The sequence below is a fragment of the Verrucosispora sp. WMMA2044 genome, from assembly GCF_027497155.1.
GTDB lineage: Bacteria > Actinomycetota > Actinomycetes > Mycobacteriales > Micromonosporaceae > Micromonospora > Micromonospora palythoicola.
Genome location: NZ_CP114913.1, coordinates 1,303,655 through 1,319,912 on the forward strand (window position 1 = coordinate 1,303,655; position 16,258 = coordinate 1,319,912).

Here is a 16,258-nt window from a genome sequence, read left to right on the forward strand (position 1 = left end):
CGGTTCTGTTCCCGAACCGGCCGGCGACGTGATCAACCCGACCTGCGGGCCTGCTCGAAGATCAGGCTGGTCTGGGTGTGCTGCACCGCCGGATCCACCGCCAGATGGTCCAGCACGAAGTCGCGCAGCGCCTCCGCCGAGGCCGCCCGCACGTGCAGCACGTAGTCCTCCGCGCCGGCCACGTGGAACACCGACACCACCCCCGGCAGCCGCACCGAGCGGGCCCGGAACGCGTCCACCGCCGCCCGCGCGTGCTCGGTCAGCCGCACCGACACCAGCGCCTGCAACGGCAACCCCAGCGCCGCCGGATGCACCTCGGCGTGGAAACCCCGGATCGCCCCACACTCCCGCAACGCCCGAGTACGCGCCAGGCAGGTCGACGGCGCCACCCCCACCCGTTCGGCTAGGGCATTGTTCGGCAACCGGCCGTCGCCGGCCAGCTCGGACAGGATGGCGCGGTCGGTGTCGTCGAGAGCCGCGAACGGCCGAACATCGTTCGATACGGGGGGCATGCCGCCATCCTCCACCGAACGCCACCGTCTCCGAAAGCGATTATGGCGAATAATGTTCGGAACTATTGCCCGCAATGGGCGGGATGTTCGATCCTCTCGACATGACGACCGTGGACACCCGAGCCGTGCACGCCGGCCGCGACGACCTCGCCGCCCTCGGCGTCCACGTGCCGCCGATCGACCTGTCCACCACCAACCCGCTGCCCTCGGTGCACACCGGCGGCGACGCCTACGAGACCCTCGCCACCGGCGGCACCCTCCCCGCCGACACCAGCGCCGTCTACCAACGGCTGTGGAACCCGACCGTCGCCCGCTTCGAAACCGCCCTCGCCGAACTCGAAGGCACCGCCGAAGCCGTCGCGTACGCCAGCGGCATGGCCGCGCTCACCGCCGCCCTGCTCGCCGCCACCCGCGACGGCCGACGACACCTGGTCGCCGTCCGCCCCCTCTACGGCGGCACCGACCACGTCCTCGCCACCGGCCTGCTCGGCACCGAGGTCACCTGGGCCCGCCCGGACACCGTCGCCGACGCCATCCGCCCCGACACCGCCCTGGTGATCGCCGAAACACCGGCCAACCCGACCCTCGACCTGATCGACATCGCCGCCCTCGCCGACGCCGCCGGCCAGGTGCCCCTGCTGATCGACAACACCGTCGCCACCCCGGTGCTCCAGCAACCCACCCGGCACGGCGCCCGACTGGTGCTGCACAGCGCCACCAAGAGCATCGGCGGCCACGGCGACGTCCTCGCCGGAGTGATCGCCTGCGACGCCGAGTGGGCCACCCGGCTGCGCCAGGTCCGCGCCCTCACCGGCGCGATCCTGCACCCCCTCGGGGCCTACCTGCTGCACCGCGGCCTGCAGACGCTGCCGCTGCGGGTCCGCGCCCAGCAGGCCGGCGCGGAGAAACTCGCCCTCTGGCTCGCCGCGCACCCGGCGGTCGCACAGGTCCACCACCCCGGCACCCACGACCCGGCCGGGCTCGTCGGCAGGCAGATGTCCGGCCCGGGCAGCCTCCTCGCCTTCGAGGTACGCGGCGGCGCACCCGCCGCCGCGGCGGTCGCCGACGCCTGCCGGCTCATCACCCACGCCGTCTCCCTCGGTGGCGTCGACACGCTCATCCAGCACCCGGCGTCACTGACCCACCGCCCCGTCGAGGCGGCGGCCAAACCCGGCGGCGGACTGCTGCGCCTGTCCGTCGGCCTGGAAGACCCGGAGGACCTGCGCGCCGACCTGGAGAACGCGCTCGCCGCCGCTTGACCCTCGGCGCGACGAGTCGACCTTTCGGTGCGCGGGCCGCCACCGGCCGATGGTCCCGGGTGGCTCACGACTTCGGGCCGACGTGGCGGTCGAGCGCGGCGACCGCCTCCCGGCGCGCGACCGAGAGGCTGTTGGGCCGGTTCATCCGCCAGGTGATACCGAGCAGGTCCAGCGCCCACTGGCAGAGCCGCATGATGTCGGTGGACTCGTTGACGAACATGTAGCGCGGGTAGACGTACGTCTTTGCGCGTACGGTGACCCGGTTGGCGATCCGGCAGCCGTCGGAGTGGAACAGGCCCCGGAGAAAGTCACCGGGAACCGCCCGCACGATCCGCTCCTGCCAGTCGGTGAGAACAATCCGCCGTTCGTGCTTCTTGCCGGGCCCGTGTTGGGGCAGCAGGCAGGGCCAGTGCGTGCCATAGCTCTGCACGCTGACGCAACCTTGCTGCTGGACCCGTTGGACCTTGTTCGCGAGCACCGCTCGCATGGCTGCCTCGCATGCATCGATCAGGCCGGGCCAGGCTTTGCTGCATGAGATGCGGAGGACCGGCACTCGCGCGGAGGTCACCAGGTGCCCGTCGCCGAGGTAGAGACCGAGCAGATAGGCGTAGGCGGCATCGTCTGTCGGGTTGTCGACTTCGGTGCGACACCGAAAGCAGCGAAAGGCGGTGGTCCGCATCTTTGACATTGGCCGATCCCTGCACCAGTGACGCACGGTGGCATAGGGCAGGCCCACGCTCCGGGCAACCTCTGCGACGGTCACACCAGTCAGGTACAAGCTTCGGGCGCGGGTGCGCACCTCGGGTGGATGCATAGCGTTATCATCGAACGCGCGTACGACACTTGCGGTGTCCCCGGTGGGATTCGAACCCACACTGTCGGAGGTTTGAGCTCCGTTTCTCTACCGGTTGGAATACGGGGACCTTCTCGCTCAACGCCTGTCGCGTCGCCCCACAGGTTACCCACTACGCTAGGAGCGGCGACACCCGGTACCGCGGGTGTCGAGGCTCAGACTGGGTGGGAGTGGCTCGTGGCCGAGACGCAGACGGATGCCGCGCGCAGGCGGGTACTGATCGCCGAGGACGAGGCGCTGATCCGGCTGGACCTGGCTGAGATGCTGGCCGAGGAGGGCTACGAGGTGGTCGGCGAGGCCGGTGACGGCGAGGCCGCCATCCGGTTGGCCGAGGAACTCAAGCCCGACCTGGTGATTCTCGACATCAAGATGCCCATCATGGATGGGCTGGCGGCCGCCGAGCGGATCGCCGGGGCCCGGATCGCACCGGTGATCATTCTGACCGCGTTCAGCCAGCGTGACCTGGTGGAGCGGGCTCGGGCGGCCGGTGCGATGGCGTACCTGGTCAAGCCCTTCCAGAAGAGCGACCTGGTGCCGGCGGTGGAGATCGCCCTGTCCCGCTACTCCGAGATCGCCGCGCTCGAGGCCGAGGTGGCCGGGCTGACCGACCGGCTGGAGGTCCGCAAGACCGTCGAGCGGGCCAAGGGCGCGCTGATGACCACCTACAACATGAGCGAGCCGCAGGCGTTCAAGTGGATCCAGCGCACCGCGATGGACCACCGGATGACCATGAAGGAGGTCTCCGAGCGGATCCTCGCCGAGACCGCCGGCGGTGAGGTGGCCGAGCCGGCCCAGTAGGTTCGATCGGGCGGCCTGGTCGGGGCCGGTGCCAGGGGCTCCCGTCGGGCTGCGGCGCCGATACCATCGGGCATGCGCGGAGGACGGGTCGACGGCACAGCCCCGCCGCACGGTGCCTTCGCACCCGCTCTGCGGCGTACCGCTGCGCTCGTCGTTGCCTGCCTGCTGCTGGTGATGGGCTGTCGGGCCGGTACGCCCGGACCGGACGAGGTGCCACCGCTGCAGCCCGACTGGCGGGAGCTGACCTTGCCCGCTCCGCCGGGCGCGCCCGGCCGGTTGATGCTCCGCGACGTGACCGCCTGCGGTGGGCGTTGGTACATCGTCGGTGCGGTCGGTGGTCCCGGTGACGCGACCCGGCCGGCGGCCTGGACGAGCGCGGACGGGGTGTCCTGGGAGTCGGTGCGGATCGTGGCGGACTCCTACTACGGCCGGCAGAACATTCTGTACTCGGTCGCCTGCACCGACGGCCGGTTCGCGGCGGTCGGTGCGAAGAGCGGCGGTGCGCACGCGAATCCGCGGGTGAGCAGTTGGGTGCGGCGCGCCGATGGTGCGTTGGCCGAGGTTCGGGCCGGGTTCGAGCTCTACGGCGGCCCGCAGGCGGTGAACGTGGCGCGGATGGTCGCCGGTCCGTCGGGTTTCATGATCGTGGGGAACCGGGTCAGCGGTGCGGCGGTCTGGCTCTCGGAGGCGGCGGGGGAGTTCGAGATCCTCGAGGGCGTGCCGGGGCTGGCAACCGACGAGCACGGGGTCACCTGGTTGTTCGACGCGACGCCGGTGGATGGCGGCTGGTTGGCGGTGGGCGGGATCATCGGCCCGGGCCGGATCGACCGTGATCCGCTGGCGTGGCGTTCGTCGGACGGCCGGAGCTGGCAGCGGGTGCCCGTGCCGGGCACCGACGAGTACGACGAGTTGCAGCGGGTGGTGCGGGTCGACGGCGAGCCGGTGGCCGTCGGCCTGCGCGGTCGTGCGTTCGGCGGTTGGCGGGCCGGGCCCGACGGCTGGGAACGGGGGGGTGGGTTCGGTGCGGCCGCGCCGTCCGGCGTGCCCGCCGTGCGGGGGTTGTCGACCTTCGACGGGCAGGTGGTGACGGCGGTCACCGACGGCGTGCGTCATGCCCTGTGGAGTTCGGCGGACCGCGGTGCCTCGTGGCGGCCGGTGGTGCTGCCGAGGGAGGTGCCGGCCGGACCGGTCAGCTCGGTGTCGGTGTTCGGGGAGCCGGGCCGGTTGCTGCTGGTACTGGACGACGGGGCGGCCGGTGCGGTCTTCGGGCTGTCGGGGTTGACCGGCTGAGCGTGGGTCGGCGCTGTTACGGGGGCGGTCGCATCGGCGCTTGTGTTCGTAACGGTTTGGCAAGCGTGGCTCGCGGGTCTTCCGGGACGGTTTAGGGACGCAGTACGCTCCGCCATCACGAGCCGTAACGCAGGTGTGCGGATTCACGCCTGGGTGGTGACCGCCGAACTGGCCGGTGACGCTGCCCCGGGTGCGCCCGACCCCTGTATCTGGAGGAGGTCAATAGCCGTGAGGCGTAAGTACGTACGGGCGCTGGGCGCCGTCGGGCTGGCGGCAGCCCTGTTTGCCGCGGCGGGCTGCCAGGCGTCGGATGAGGGCAACGATGCTGGCGGCGACGGTAACTGCGGTGGCAAGCTCGCCATCTTCGGTGCCTTCAGCGGCCCGAACTCCGGTCTGGTGATCCCGTCGCTCAACGGCGCCAAGCTCGCCGTGAAGCAGCACAACGAGGCGAACGCCGACTGCCAGGTCACCCTGCAGGAGTTCGACACCCAGGGTGACCCCACGCAGGCCACGCCGGTCGCGAACCAGGTCGTCGGTGACGAGTCCTTCCTGGGTGTCATCGGTGGTGCGTTCTCCGGTGAGACCAAGGCGACGATGGACGTCTACGAGGCCGCCGGCATGGTCATGGTGAGCCCGTCGGCGACGGCGATCGAGCTGACCGCCGGTGACAACAAGGCGTTCCACCGGGTGGTCGGTAACGACGCCACCCAGGGTGCCGCCGCGGCCGTCTACTTCCGGGACGTGGCGAAGGCCAAGAAGGTCTTCGTGATCAACGACGGCACCACCTACGGTGCCGGTATCGCGGGCGAGCTGACCAAGGCTCTCGGTGACCTGGCCGGCGGGACCGACCAGGTTCAGGAGAAGCAGGTCAACTTCGCCGCCACCATCTCGAAGATCAAGGCTGCCGCGCCGGACGCGGTCGCCTACGGCGGCTACACCAACGAGGCCGCCCCGCTGCTGAAGCAGATGCGGGAGGCCGGCATCACGGCGACCTTCCTCGGCTTCGACGGTCTGTACGACCCGGCCTTCCCGTCGGGTGCCGGTGCCGGCGCCAACGGTGCGATCGTGACCTGCCCGTGCCTGCCGCCGGACAAGGCCGGTGGCACCTTCTCCGCCGACTACGAGAAGGAGTACGGCTCGCCTCCGGGTTCCTACGGTGCCGAGGGCTTCGACGCCGCGAAGGTGCTGATCGAGGGTCTGGCCGAGGGCAAGACCACGCGTAAGGACCTCCTGGAGTGGGTGGACGCCTACGACAAGGAGGGCGTCTCGAAGTACCTCAAGTTCGACCCGACCGGTGACGTGGACAAGTCCCGGGTGGTGATCTGGGCCTACGAGATCAAGGATGGCGCGATCACGGCCCAGCAGGAGATCAAGCTCAGCTGAGCCAGGATGACCGTTGCGCGGCCGGGGTCTTTTCCCCGGCCGCGCGACGGTGCCAAGGGAGAAACCCGTGAATTTCGATGCCTTGTTCGGCAACCTGGCCCAGCACACGGTGGACGGGTTGTCCAAAGGGGCCATCTACGCCCTCGTCGCACTGGGGTACACGCTGGTCTACGGTGTGCTTCGTCTGATCAACTTCGCGCACTCCGAGATCTTCATGGTCGGCACGTTCGCGATTCTCGGTACCTGGTCGCTGCTCGGGATCACCGACACGCCCTCGATCGGCATGGCGATCGTCTACCTGCTCATCGGTCTGCTCGTCGGCGCGGCGGCCTCCGGTGCCACCGCGTTGACTGTCGAGCGGGTCGCGTACCGGCGACTACGTCGGATGAACGCGCCGCCGCTGATCTTCCTGATCACCGCCATCGGTGTCTCGCTCGTCCTGGTGGAGATCTACGCGCTGTGGATGGCGGGGTTCTTCTCGGGACGCGGCTTCAGCGAGAACCGGCTCGTGATCGGTATCCCGGCGATGTTGAAGCAGGAGACGGTCATCTCGGTGGCCGGCGCCAACATCACCAATGTGCAGATCATCATGGTGGTGTCGGCCCTGGTGATGCTCTACGGGCTGGACCAGTTCATCAACCGGACCCGGTACGGCCGGGGGGTGCGCGCGGTGGCGCAGAATCCGGACACCGCGGCGCTGATGGGGGTGCACCAGGACCGGGTGATCATGCTGGTCTTCGTGCTGGGTGGACTGATGGCGGGTGCGGCCGCTCTGTTGTGGAACATGCGGTACGGGATCACCAAGTTCGACATCGGTTTCGTGATCGGGCTCAAGGCGTTCACCGCCGCGGTGCTCGGCGGCATCGGCAACCTGCGGGGCGCGCTGCTCGGTGGCCTGCTGCTCGGTGTGATCGAGGTGTACGCCGCGACGCTGACCCGGTCGACCTGGGAGGACGTGGCCGCCTTCGTGGTGCTCGTGGTGGTGCTGATCTTCCGCCCGACCGGTCTGCTCGGTGAGTCTCTCGGAAAGGCGAGGGCATGACAGAGGCACTGCGACAGTTCAACGAGCGGCGCCGACACGCTTTTGGCGGCATGGCCGACCGTTGGCGGGCGCTGCCCCGCTGGCAGCGTTGGCTGGGGGTTCTGGCGGGGATCGCGTTCCTGTACTACCTGCCGTTCCTTGGTGACATCCCGGGGACGAACCTGATCATCCCCGGTCTGGACTGGTTCCGGACCGACTCCATCGCCGGCGGCTCGAACTGGGCCGGGGTGCTCTTCGTGTGCGCCCTGTACGTGCTGGTCGCGATCGGGCTCAACGTGGTGATCGGCCTGGCCGGTCTGCTCGACCTCGGCTACGTCGGCTTCTACGCGGTGGGTGCCTACAGCGTCGCGCTGTTCGGTTCGACCCAGTCGCCGGTCGTGCAGTCGATGCAGCGGCAGTTCGGCCTGTCCGAGGAGTGGGCGGTCGCCTGGGCGGTCTGTATCCCGATCGCGCTGGCCTTCTCCCTGGTCGCCGGCGTGCTGCTGGGCTGGCCGACGCTCCGGTTGCGGGGTGACTACCTGGCGATCGTGACGTTGGGCTTCGGCGAGATCATCCGGATCGTGGCCAAGAACTCGGGGTGGGCCGGCCAGGCGCAGGGCGTCGCGGGCATCCCGGGTCCGGAGGGGCCGCCGTCGGCCGACAACACCGTCTTCGGGCTGCTCAAGATCGAGCCCTGGTACTGGCTGGCGCTCACCGTGGTGCTGCTGATGGTCCTGCTGGTGCGCCGACTGGAGCACAGCCGGGTCGGGCGGTCGTGGCTGGCCATCCGGGAGGACGAGGACGCCGCCGCGGTCATGGGTGTCTACCCGTTCAAGTTCAAGCTGTGGGCGTTCGCCATCGGCGCCGCCCTGGGTGGGTTGTCGGGTCTGCTCTTCGCCAGCCGGTCGACCTTCATCCAGCCGGAGACCTTCAACGTCCAGCTCTCCATCCTGTTCGTCGCGATGGTGGTGGTCGGCGGGTCCGGCAACATGGCGGGCGTGGCGCTCGGCGCGTTCCTGCTCGCCTACCTGCCGGAGCGGTTCCGGGACTTCTCGGAGTACCGGGTGCTGGCCTTCGGGCTGGCGCTGGTGCTCATCATGCTGCTGCGTCCGCAGGGTCTGCTGCCGAGCCGGCGGCGAACGCGGGAGTTGCAGGATCGGGCGAAGGAGGCTGCCGTCAATGTTGCCTAAGCAGATGACGTCGCCCGAGGACGCCGCCCCGCGCGAGGTGTTGCTCGAGGTGGACCAGGTCACGCTCCGCTTCGGTGGGGTGGTGGCGCTCGACAACCTGAGTTTCCAGATCTACAAGGGCGAGATCATCGGGTTGATCGGTCCGAACGGGGCCGGCAAGACCACCTGTTTCAACGCGATGACGGGTGTCTACCGGCCGACCTCGGGCGAGGTCCGCTTCGATGGGGAGCAGGTGAGCGGGCGCAAGCCGCACCGGATCAACCGGATGGGGATCGCCCGGACGTTCCAGAACATCCGGCTCTTCCCGGAGATGACCGCGCTGGAGAACGTGCTGGTGGGCGCCGATTCTCGGCACCACACGAGCGTGATCGGGGCGCTGTTCCGGCTCTACCGCGTCAAGCCCAAGCCGGAGGAGTTGCCGGTGGTCGACTCGACCAACGGGCTGCTCCGGTTCTGGCAGCAGGTCCGCCGGTCGTCGGCGCAGGTGTTCGGCATCTCCCGGCACACGCTGGAGGAGCGTGCCGGCGAGCGGAAGGCACTGGAGCTGCTGCGGTTCGTGGGCATCGCCGACCGGGCCAACGACCTGGCGCGCAACCTCCCGTACGGCTACCAGCGCCGACTGGAGATCGCCCGAGCCCTGGCGACCGAGCCGAAGTTGCTCTGCCTCGACGAGCCGGCCGCCGGGTTCAACCCGGCGGAGAAGGAGGAACTGCTCGACCTGATCCGCAAGATCCGGGACCGGGGGTTCACGGTCCTGCTCATCGAGCACGACATGCGGCTCGTCATGGGGGTCACCGACCGGATCGTGGTCCTGGAGTTCGGCAAGAAGATCGCCGAGGGTTCGCCCGCCGAGGTGCGGGACAACCCGAAGGTGATCGCGGCCTACCTGGGGGAGCCCGCAGATGCTGCTTGAGATCGACGACCTGACACTGCGCTACGGCCGGATCGAGGCGCTGCACGGCATCAGCCTGCACGTCGAGGAAGGCGAAGTGGTCGCGCTCATCGGCGCCAACGGTGCCGGAAAGTCCAGCACGATGCGGGCCATCTCCGGACTCCGGCCGGTGGCCCTGGGCTCGATCCGGTTCAACGGTGAGGACATCACCAACCTGCGGGCCGACCTGCGGGTGCGTCGGGGCATCTGCCAGGCACCCGAGGGGCGGGGCATCTTCCCGGGCATGACGGTGCTGGACAACCTTGACATGGGGGCGTACACCCGGCGGGACCACGCCGGGATCGCCGCCGACCTGGACCGGGTGTTCACGCTGTTCCCCCGGCTGGCCGAGCGGCGCCGCCAGCACGGCGGCACGCTCTCCGGCGGCGAGCAGCAGATGCTCGCGGTGGGCCGGGCGTTGATGAGCCGGCCGAAGCTGCTGCTGCTGGACGAGCCGTCGATGGGCCTCGCTCCGATGATCATCCAGCAGATCTTCGACATCATCACGGAGATCAACCAGCAGGGCACCACGATCCTGCTGGTGGAGCAGAACGCCCAGCAGGCGCTCTCCCGGGCCCACCGGGGGTACGTGCTGGAGACCGGCCGGATCGTCAAGGAGGGCACCGGGCAGGATCTGCTGCACGACCCGTCGGTCAAGGAGGCGTACCTGGGCGTGGCCTGAGTCGCGTCGCGGGCCGGCCGGTGGTGACCACCGGCCGGCCCCGTGCTGTTCCGGCCCGTTTCAGTCGGGCGCCGACCGGGTCAGCTCCGCCAGCCGGCTGGTCAGCTCGGCGGTGCCGCGGTGTCCCTTCTCCCGGTACGTCTCCAGCGCGGTGCTCAGCTCCGTGAGTGCCCGAGCGCGCTCGCGGCGGGCCAGGTGGGCGTGCCCCAGTTCCTCGCGTGCCTCTGCCTCGATCAGCACGTCCCCGGCCAGCCGGGCCTGCTCGACGGCGCGTTGTCCCAGCCGTAGGGTCTCCAGCGGCTGCCCGGCGCGGCGGTGGGTCCGTGCCAGCCCGACCAGGATCTCCGCCATGTCCCGGGCGCCGCAGTGCGTCTCGGCGAGCGCCAACGCCGTCCGGTAGTGCTCCACCGCGTGGTCGAGCCGCCCGGCGAGCTGGTGGGCCTCGCCCAGGTTACTGGCGACCAGGGCACGCAGATGACCGGCGTCGGGCAGGGCGCGGCTGCGCTCATCGGCCTGGGTGAGCCGCCGGATCGCCTCGGCGGGACGCCCGGCGTTGTTCTCGATCGCCGCGAGGTTCAGCAGCGCCGTCGCCGCGCCGAGCTGGTCGCCCTCGGCGACCCGCAGCTCGTACGCCCGGGCGCAGTGACCGGCCGCCTCGTCGTGCCGGCCGAGCAGGCTGAGCGGGATCGCCAACCGGCCGCTGAGCATGGCCTCGCCCCGGGCGTCGCCGACCTGCCGCGCGGCTCGGACACCACGTGTGTACAGGTCGATCCAGCGGTCGCGTTGGTGACGGCGGAACAGCCAGCCGTACATCGCTGCGGCGATCTGCCAAGCGAGTTGCGGATGGTCCGCCTCGGCCCGCTCGACGGCCGCCACCAGGTTGTCGGCCTCCGCGTCCAGCCAGGCCAGCGCGGCCGGCAGGTCGGCGAAGCGTACCGGGGACCCGGCGGTGTCGAAGTTGGGCCGTTCCGCCGGACGCAGCACGCGGTCGGCCGCGGCGGCGGTGTCCCGGTAGAAGGTGAGCGTCCGCTCCAGTGCCGCCGTCGCCGCGACCGGGTCGGCGGCAGCCTGTTCGGCGGCGAACAGCCGGACCAGGTCGTGCATCTGATGGCGGCCGTCGACGGAGCGCACCAGGTGAACGGCGGCCAACCGGTCGAGCAGGTCCCGGGTCACGGGCGGTGGCAGCCCGGCCAGCGCCGCGCACGCGTCGGTGCCGGGACGCTGCCCCGGGTGCACGCCGAGCAGGTGGAACATGGTGCGGCTCGGACCGTCCAGCGCGGTGAGGGAGACCTGGAGGGCCGCTCGTACCGAGACGTCCTCCGCCGTCAGCAGGCCGATCCGGTCGCCCTCGGCGGCGAGCCTCCCGGCCAGCGCCGTTCCGCCGCCGAACTCGCCCAGCCGCGCGGCGGCGATCCGGAGCGCCAGCGGCAGCCGGTCGCACAGTTCGGCGATCCGGCGCAGCTCCGCCGACTCGTCCGCCGCCGAGGCAGCGAGCCCCTGCCGGAGGAGGTGCTGTGCGTCGGATTCGGTGAGCGGGGCGAGGACGACCTGGGTGGCGCCGTGGGTGGCGACCAGGCCGTCGAGGCGACGCCGACTGGTGATCAGCACGAGACTGCTACCGGCGCCCGGCAGCAACGGCCGGACCTGGTGCGAGGAGTCGGCGTTGTCCAGCAGGATCAGCACCGGCTGGCCGGCCAGCTCGGAGCGGTAGCGGGCGGCCCGCTCGTCGAGGTCGGCGGGAATGGCGTCCCCGGGCACGCCGAGGGCCCGCAGGAACCGCTCCAGCACCGTGGCGGGGGCGACCGGCTCGGCGGTGCCGCGCAGGTCGGCGTACAGGTGGGCGGCGGGCCGCTGGTGCAGCCGGGCGTGGGCGAACCGCAGGGCGAGCGCCGTCTTGCCGACCCCGGCGGGACCGACGAGCGCGACGATCCGGCTGCCGGTGCGCACGGCGGCGTCGAGGTGCGTCAGCTCGGCCCGCCGCCCGACGAAGCCGCCCGGTTCCGCGGGCAGTTCGGCCGGTCCCGGCGGGAGCGTCGGGGCGGACATGGCGGTGGCGGGCGGCGATCCGTCCGGTTCGACGACGCGGAGCAGGGTGAGGTGCAGGTGCCGCAGTTCGTCGCTCGGGTCGGCGCCCAGTTCGGCGGCGAGCCAGCGCCGGTGCTGCTCGTAGGCCCGCAGCGCGTCGCCGGGGCGGTGGCTGGCGGCGAGGGCGCGCATGAGCGACAGGGTGAAGCGTTCCCGGCTGGGGTGCTGCGCGGCGAGCGGGCCCAGCCGTTCGACGAGCACACCGGCGTCGGCGTCCGTGTTCAGCTCGGCCTCGAAGAGCTGCTCCAGGGCGGTCAACCGGGCATCCTCGAGCGACTCGACCTCGGGTGGTGGCGGTTGGCGGGGCAGCCATCCACCGAAGGCCGGCCCCCGCCACAGGGCGAGGGCTTCGCGCAGCAGGTCTCGCCGCTGCGGCCAGTCGAGCGCCCCGTCAGCAACGCCGCCGCGGGCCACCAACAGCCGGAACCGGTGCACGTCGACGGTGGTGGGATCGAGCAGCATCCGGTAGCCGCTGCCGTCGGTCAGGATGGTCAGCTGCTCGTCGCCGATGCCGGCGGCGGTCAGGGCGGTGCGCAGCTCGGACACCCGCGAGTGCACCATGGCGCGGGCGGTGCGCGGTGCGCGGGCGGACCACAGCAGGTCGACGAGCTCACTTGTCGACACCAGTGTGTTGGCGCGTAGCGCGAGTATCCCGAGCAGGAGACGGTGCAGCCGGCGACCGACGGCGACGGGCCGCTCGTGGTGCCGGATCTCGACGGGACCGAGCAGGTGTAGCTCCACGGACGTCCTCTGCGGCGCGGCGAACGGGACTCGCCGCGAGTTTAGGACCAGACGGGAAGGCTGCTACCGGGGCACCGGAACATGGCGGACCGCCACCGGTGCCGGCGAGGCGTCCGGCACCGGCGGGGCCGGCCTTCGCCGGGCCGGCCCCGCGCCGAGTGGTCGGCGAAGGACGCTGCAGGCGGACCTGTCGGCCCGCCCGCCCCCGAATGGTCCTTCGCCGTGCGTGCGGTCGTGACGGCGCCTCGCCTGGGAGGACATCGGCCGGTGGGCGGGTCGCGACACCGCCGGCCGTTGCCGTCGGTCTGCGTCCCGTCACCGAAGTCGCCGCACGTCCGCCCGCCAGCATTACCGCTGGACCTTCCCGTTCCCTTCCCGCTCGGCTGCGAGCTGCGGTTTCGCCGGGAGGCCACCGGCTGCCGGCCGGCCACGTCGGGGCGGTTGTTGTCGGCGGTACGGACTAGAGTCGCAGCCGTGACAGCTACGACCCCGCGCCTGCTCCTCGTCGACGGACACTCCCTGGCCTACCGGGCGTTCTTCGCCCTGCCGGTGGAGAACTTCTCCACCACGACCGGGCAGCCGACAAACGCGGTCTACGGCTTCACCTCGATGTTGATCAATGTGTTGCGGGACGAGCAACCGACCCACATCGTCGTCGCCTTCGACGTGTCCCGCCGGTCCTTCCGCACCGAGAAGTACGCGGAGTACAAGGCGGGCCGCAGTGAGACCCCGACCGACTTCAAGGGCCAGGTCAGCCTGGTGAAGGAGGTCCTGGCGGCGCTGCGGGTGCCGGTGGTGGAGAAGGAGGGCTACGAGGCCGACGACGTCATCGCCACCCTGGCCTGCCAGGCCCGTGACCAGGGCATGCCGGTGCTGATCTGCACCGGTGACCGGGACGCGTTCCAGTTGGTCGACGAGCAGATCACCGTGCTCTACCCGCGCAAGGGCGTCTCCGACCTGGCGCGGATGGACCCGGCGGCGGTCGAGACGAAGTACGGCGTGACCCCCGGCCGTTACCGTGACCTGGCCGCCCTGGTCGGCGAGACCAGCGACAACCTGCCCGGCATTCCCGGCGTCGGCCCGAAGACCGCGGCGAAGTGGATCAACACCTACGGCGGGGTGGAGGGCGTCATCGCCCGGGCCGACGAGATCAAGGGCAAGGCGGGGGACAGTCTCCGGGAACGGCTCGCCGACGTGATTCGCAACTACGAGATCAACCAGCTTGTCGCCGACCTGGAGCTACCGGTGCGCCCCGAGGACGCCCGCTGGCAGGGATGGGACCGGGAGGCGGTGCACCAGGTCTTCGACACGCTTCAGTTCCGCATCCTGCGCGACCGTCTCTACCAGTACCTGGAGGCGGTCGAGCCGGAGGCGGAGTCGGGCTTCGACCTGGTCGGTGAGGTGCTGGCCGAGCCCGGGGCGCTGGTGGGCTGGCTGGCGACGCACGCATCGGCCGGCACCGGGGTCGGCGTCGCGGTCAAGCTCGACACCGGGCCGAACCGCCGGCACACCGCCACCGTCACCGGGATGGCGCTGGCCACCGCCGACGGCGCGGCGGCCTGGTTCGACCCGGCTCAGCTGGAAGCCGCCGACGAGGCGGCGCTGGCGGCGTGGCTGGCCGACGAGACCCGGCCCAAGGTGCTGCACGACAGCAAACCGGCCGTGCTCGCCTTCGCCGCGCACGGCTGGGCGCTGGCCGGCATCGCCCGCGACACCCAGATCGCCGCGTACCTTGCCCGCCCCGACCAGCGCTCCTACGACCTGACCGACCTGGCACTGCGCTACCTGCATCGGGAGCTGCGGGTCGACGCACCGGAGTCCGGCCAGCTGACCCTCGACGGTCTTGGCGGCGACGGCGCGGCCGAGCAGAACCTCATGCTGCACGCCCGCGCCACCCTCGACCTGGCCGACGCGATCGACGCGGAGCTGTCCCGCGACGGGGAGCAGTCGGCCCGGCTGATGGCCGGGGTGGAGCTGCCGCTGATGCGGGTGCTGGCGCAGTTGGAGCGCACCGGCATCGCCGCGGACACCGACTACCTGACGGAGTTGGAGGCGCACTTCGCCGCCGAGGTGAAGGCGGCCGCGCAGGGCGCGTACGAGGCGGTGGGGCGGGAGTTCAACCTCGGCTCGCCCAAGCAGTTGCAGGAGATCCTCTTCGGTGAGCTGAATCTGCCCAAGACCAAGCGGATCAAGACGGGTTACACCACCGACGCCGACGCGTTGCAGTGGCTCTACGCGCAGAACCCGCATCCGGTGCTGGCCCACCTGCTGCGGCACCGCGACGTGGCCAAACTCAAGTCGACGGTGGACGGGCTGCTCAAGTCGGTCTCCGACGACGGGCGCATCCACACCACGTTCAACCAGACGGTGGCCGCCACCGGACGGCTCTCCTCCACCGAGCCCAACCTGCAGAACATCCCCATCCGTACCGAGGAGGGGCGCCGGATCCGCCGCGCCTTCGTGGTTGGTGAGGGCTTCGAGTGCCTGCTGACCGCCGACTACAGCCAGATCGAAATGCGGATCATGGCGCACCTGTCGGCCGACGACGCGTTGATCCAGGCGTTCAACTCCGGCGCCGACTTCCACGCCGCGACGGCCTCGTCGGTCTTCACGGTGCCGCTGGCGGAGGTCACCCCGGACCAGCGGCGCAAGATCAAGGCGATGAACTACGGCCTGGCGTACGGGCTCAGCGCCTTCGGTCTGTCCCAGCAGCTCGGCATCAGCGCCGAGGAGGCGCGCGGGTTGATGGAGAACTACTTCGCCGGGTTCGGCGGCGTGCGGGACTACCTCCAGGAGGTGGTCGCCCGGGCCCGCCAGGACGGCTACACCTCCACCATTCTCGGCCGCCGGCGTTACCTGCCCGACCTGGTCAGCGACAACCGGCAGCGGCGGGAGATGGCCGAGCGGATGGCGCTCAACGCCCCCATCCAGGGTTCCGCGGCGGACATCATCAAGGTCGCCATGCTGCACGTCGACACCGCCCTGCGCGACGCCGGGCTGCGCTCCCGGATGCTGCTGCAGGTGCACGACGAGCTGGTCTTCGAGGTGGCACCCGGCGAACGGGCGGCGCTCGAGGAACTGGTCCGACGTGAGATGGGTGGGGCGTACCCGCTGTCGGTGCCGCTGGAGGTGTCGGTGGGTGACGGCCGCGACTGGAACAGCGCCGACCACTGAGCCGGTCTCGGAGGGGTTTCGGGGCCGCCCTGGAGGGGCTTCGGGGTACCCGTGGAAGGGGTTTCGGGGCAGCCCGACCCGCTCCGGGCGGTCAGGCTTGATCCCTGCGCGGGTCGGGCTGCCCCGAAACCCTGACGTGGTCGCGGAACGCGGGTCGGTCACGGGCATGTGGACGAACCGTGCGTTGATGGCAGGCAGTTTCGGGGAAGTTGCTGTTTCCAGGGCCGGCTGACACATCGACTTCGCCGGAGTTGTCGCCTGCTGGTGCTGGTGCTGGTGCTGGTGCTGGTGCTGGTGCTGGTGCTGGTGCTGGTGCTGGTGCTGGTGTGGTGGTGGGTG

The 16,258-nt window shown here is 70.8% G+C and carries 12 protein-coding genes and 1 tRNA gene; 9 read left to right on the top strand and 4 right to left on the bottom strand.

Annotated elements, in window-relative coordinates; all coding sequences use genetic code 11:
• Positions 1–32: 32 nt before the first annotated feature.
• The gene (locus tag O3597_RS05995; protein ID WP_281603464.1) at positions 33–512 is read right to left on the bottom strand and encodes an Lrp/AsnC family transcriptional regulator; all 480 of its coding nucleotides are present in this window, start codon (positions 510–512) and stop codon (positions 33–35) included.
• 83 nt (positions 513–595) lie between these two features.
• Between O3597_RS05995 and O3597_RS06000 the strand changes: the two genes are divergently transcribed.
• Positions 596–1,771, top strand: coding sequence for a PLP-dependent transferase (locus O3597_RS06000; protein WP_281603465.1), 1,176 nt, complete (start codon positions 596–598; stop codon positions 1,769–1,771).
• Between the two features lie 64 nt (positions 1,772–1,835).
• On the opposite strand, the gene O3597_RS06005 is transcribed toward O3597_RS06000, so the two are convergent.
• Entirely contained in the window at positions 1,836–2,585 is a 750-nt protein-coding gene (locus O3597_RS06005) for a transcriptional regulator (protein WP_281603466.1), read from the bottom strand.
• Between the two features lie 35 nt (positions 2,586–2,620).
• Positions 2,621–2,694 (bottom strand) — tRNA-Leu (locus tag O3597_RS06010).
• 107 nt (positions 2,695–2,801) lie between these two features.
• Between O3597_RS06010 and O3597_RS06015 the strand changes: the two genes are divergently transcribed.
• The 7 genes from O3597_RS06015 to O3597_RS06045 all read left to right on the top strand — a co-directional run bounded on the left by O3597_RS06015 (position 2,802) and on the right by O3597_RS06045 (position 9,919).
• Positions 2,802–3,422: a response regulator gene (locus O3597_RS06015; RefSeq protein WP_164448329.1), complete on the top strand. Its 621-nt coding sequence runs from the start codon at positions 2,802–2,804 to the stop codon at positions 3,420–3,422.
• Between the two features lie 72 nt (positions 3,423–3,494).
• Positions 3,495–4,712: a hypothetical protein gene (locus O3597_RS06020; protein ID WP_281603467.1), complete on the top strand. Its 1,218-nt coding sequence runs from the start codon at positions 3,495–3,497 to the stop codon at positions 4,710–4,712.
• A gap of 228 nt (positions 4,713–4,940) precedes the next feature.
• On the top strand, positions 4,941–6,095 hold the full coding sequence (locus O3597_RS06025; protein WP_281603468.1) for a branched-chain amino acid ABC transporter substrate-binding protein: 1,155 nt from the start codon (positions 4,941–4,943) through the stop codon (positions 6,093–6,095).
• A gap of 67 nt (positions 6,096–6,162) precedes the next feature.
• Positions 6,163–7,137: a branched-chain amino acid ABC transporter permease gene (locus tag O3597_RS06030; protein WP_164448326.1), complete on the top strand. Its 975-nt coding sequence runs from the start codon at positions 6,163–6,165 to the stop codon at positions 7,135–7,137.
• On the top strand, positions 7,134–8,306 hold the full coding sequence (locus O3597_RS06035; protein ID WP_164448325.1) for a branched-chain amino acid ABC transporter permease: 1,173 nt from the start codon (positions 7,134–7,136) through the stop codon (positions 8,304–8,306). The genes O3597_RS06030 and O3597_RS06035 overlap by 4 nt, the downstream gene beginning before the upstream one ends.
• Entirely contained in the window at positions 8,296–9,219 is a 924-nt protein-coding gene (locus O3597_RS06040; protein WP_208020938.1) for an ABC transporter ATP-binding protein, read from the top strand. Before O3597_RS06035 ends, O3597_RS06040 begins: the two co-directional genes overlap by 11 nt.
• Entirely contained in the window at positions 9,209–9,919 is a 711-nt protein-coding gene (locus tag O3597_RS06045) for an ABC transporter ATP-binding protein (protein ID WP_164448323.1), read from the top strand. Before O3597_RS06040 ends, O3597_RS06045 begins: the two co-directional genes overlap by 11 nt.
• 60 nt (positions 9,920–9,979) lie before the next feature.
• Here the strand turns inward: O3597_RS06045 and O3597_RS06050 are convergent, their stop codons facing one another.
• Complete coding sequence (locus tag O3597_RS06050; RefSeq protein ID WP_281603469.1) at positions 9,980–12,745, bottom strand: BTAD domain-containing putative transcriptional regulator; 2,766 nt, start codon at positions 12,743–12,745, stop codon at positions 9,980–9,982.
• A 474-nt stretch (positions 12,746–13,219) separates the two neighbouring features.
• Here O3597_RS06050 and polA point away from each other — a divergent pair, with 474 nt between their 5' ends.
• Complete coding sequence (polA, locus tag O3597_RS06055; protein ID WP_281603470.1) at positions 13,220–15,919, top strand: DNA polymerase I; 2,700 nt, start codon at positions 13,220–13,222, stop codon at positions 15,917–15,919.
• The last annotated feature ends 339 nt before the right edge of the window (positions 15,920–16,258 follow it).

What these genes read in the sequence shown, in the direction of transcription:
- O3597_RS05995 (WP_281603464.1), bottom strand. Translation starts at nt 512, where the DNA reads ATGCCCCCCGTATCGAACGATGTTCGGCCGTTCGCGGCTCTCGACGAC.
- O3597_RS06000 (WP_281603465.1), top strand. Translation starts at nt 596, where the DNA reads ATGTTCGATCCTCTCGACATGACGACCGTGGACACCCGAGCCGTGCAC.
- O3597_RS06005 (WP_281603466.1), bottom strand. Translation starts at nt 2,585, where the DNA reads ATGCATCCACCCGAGGTGCGCACCCGCGCCCGAAGCTTGTACCTGACT.
- O3597_RS06020 (WP_281603467.1), top strand. Translation starts at nt 3,495, where the DNA reads ATGCGCGGAGGACGGGTCGACGGCACAGCCCCGCCGCACGGTGCCTTC.
- O3597_RS06035 (WP_164448325.1), top strand. Translation starts at nt 7,134, where the DNA reads ATGACAGAGGCACTGCGACAGTTCAACGAGCGGCGCCGACACGCTTTT.
- O3597_RS06040 (WP_208020938.1), top strand. Translation starts at nt 8,296, where the DNA reads ATGTTGCCTAAGCAGATGACGTCGCCCGAGGACGCCGCCCCGCGCGAG.
- O3597_RS06045 (WP_164448323.1), top strand. Translation starts at nt 9,209, where the DNA reads ATGCTGCTTGAGATCGACGACCTGACACTGCGCTACGGCCGGATCGAG.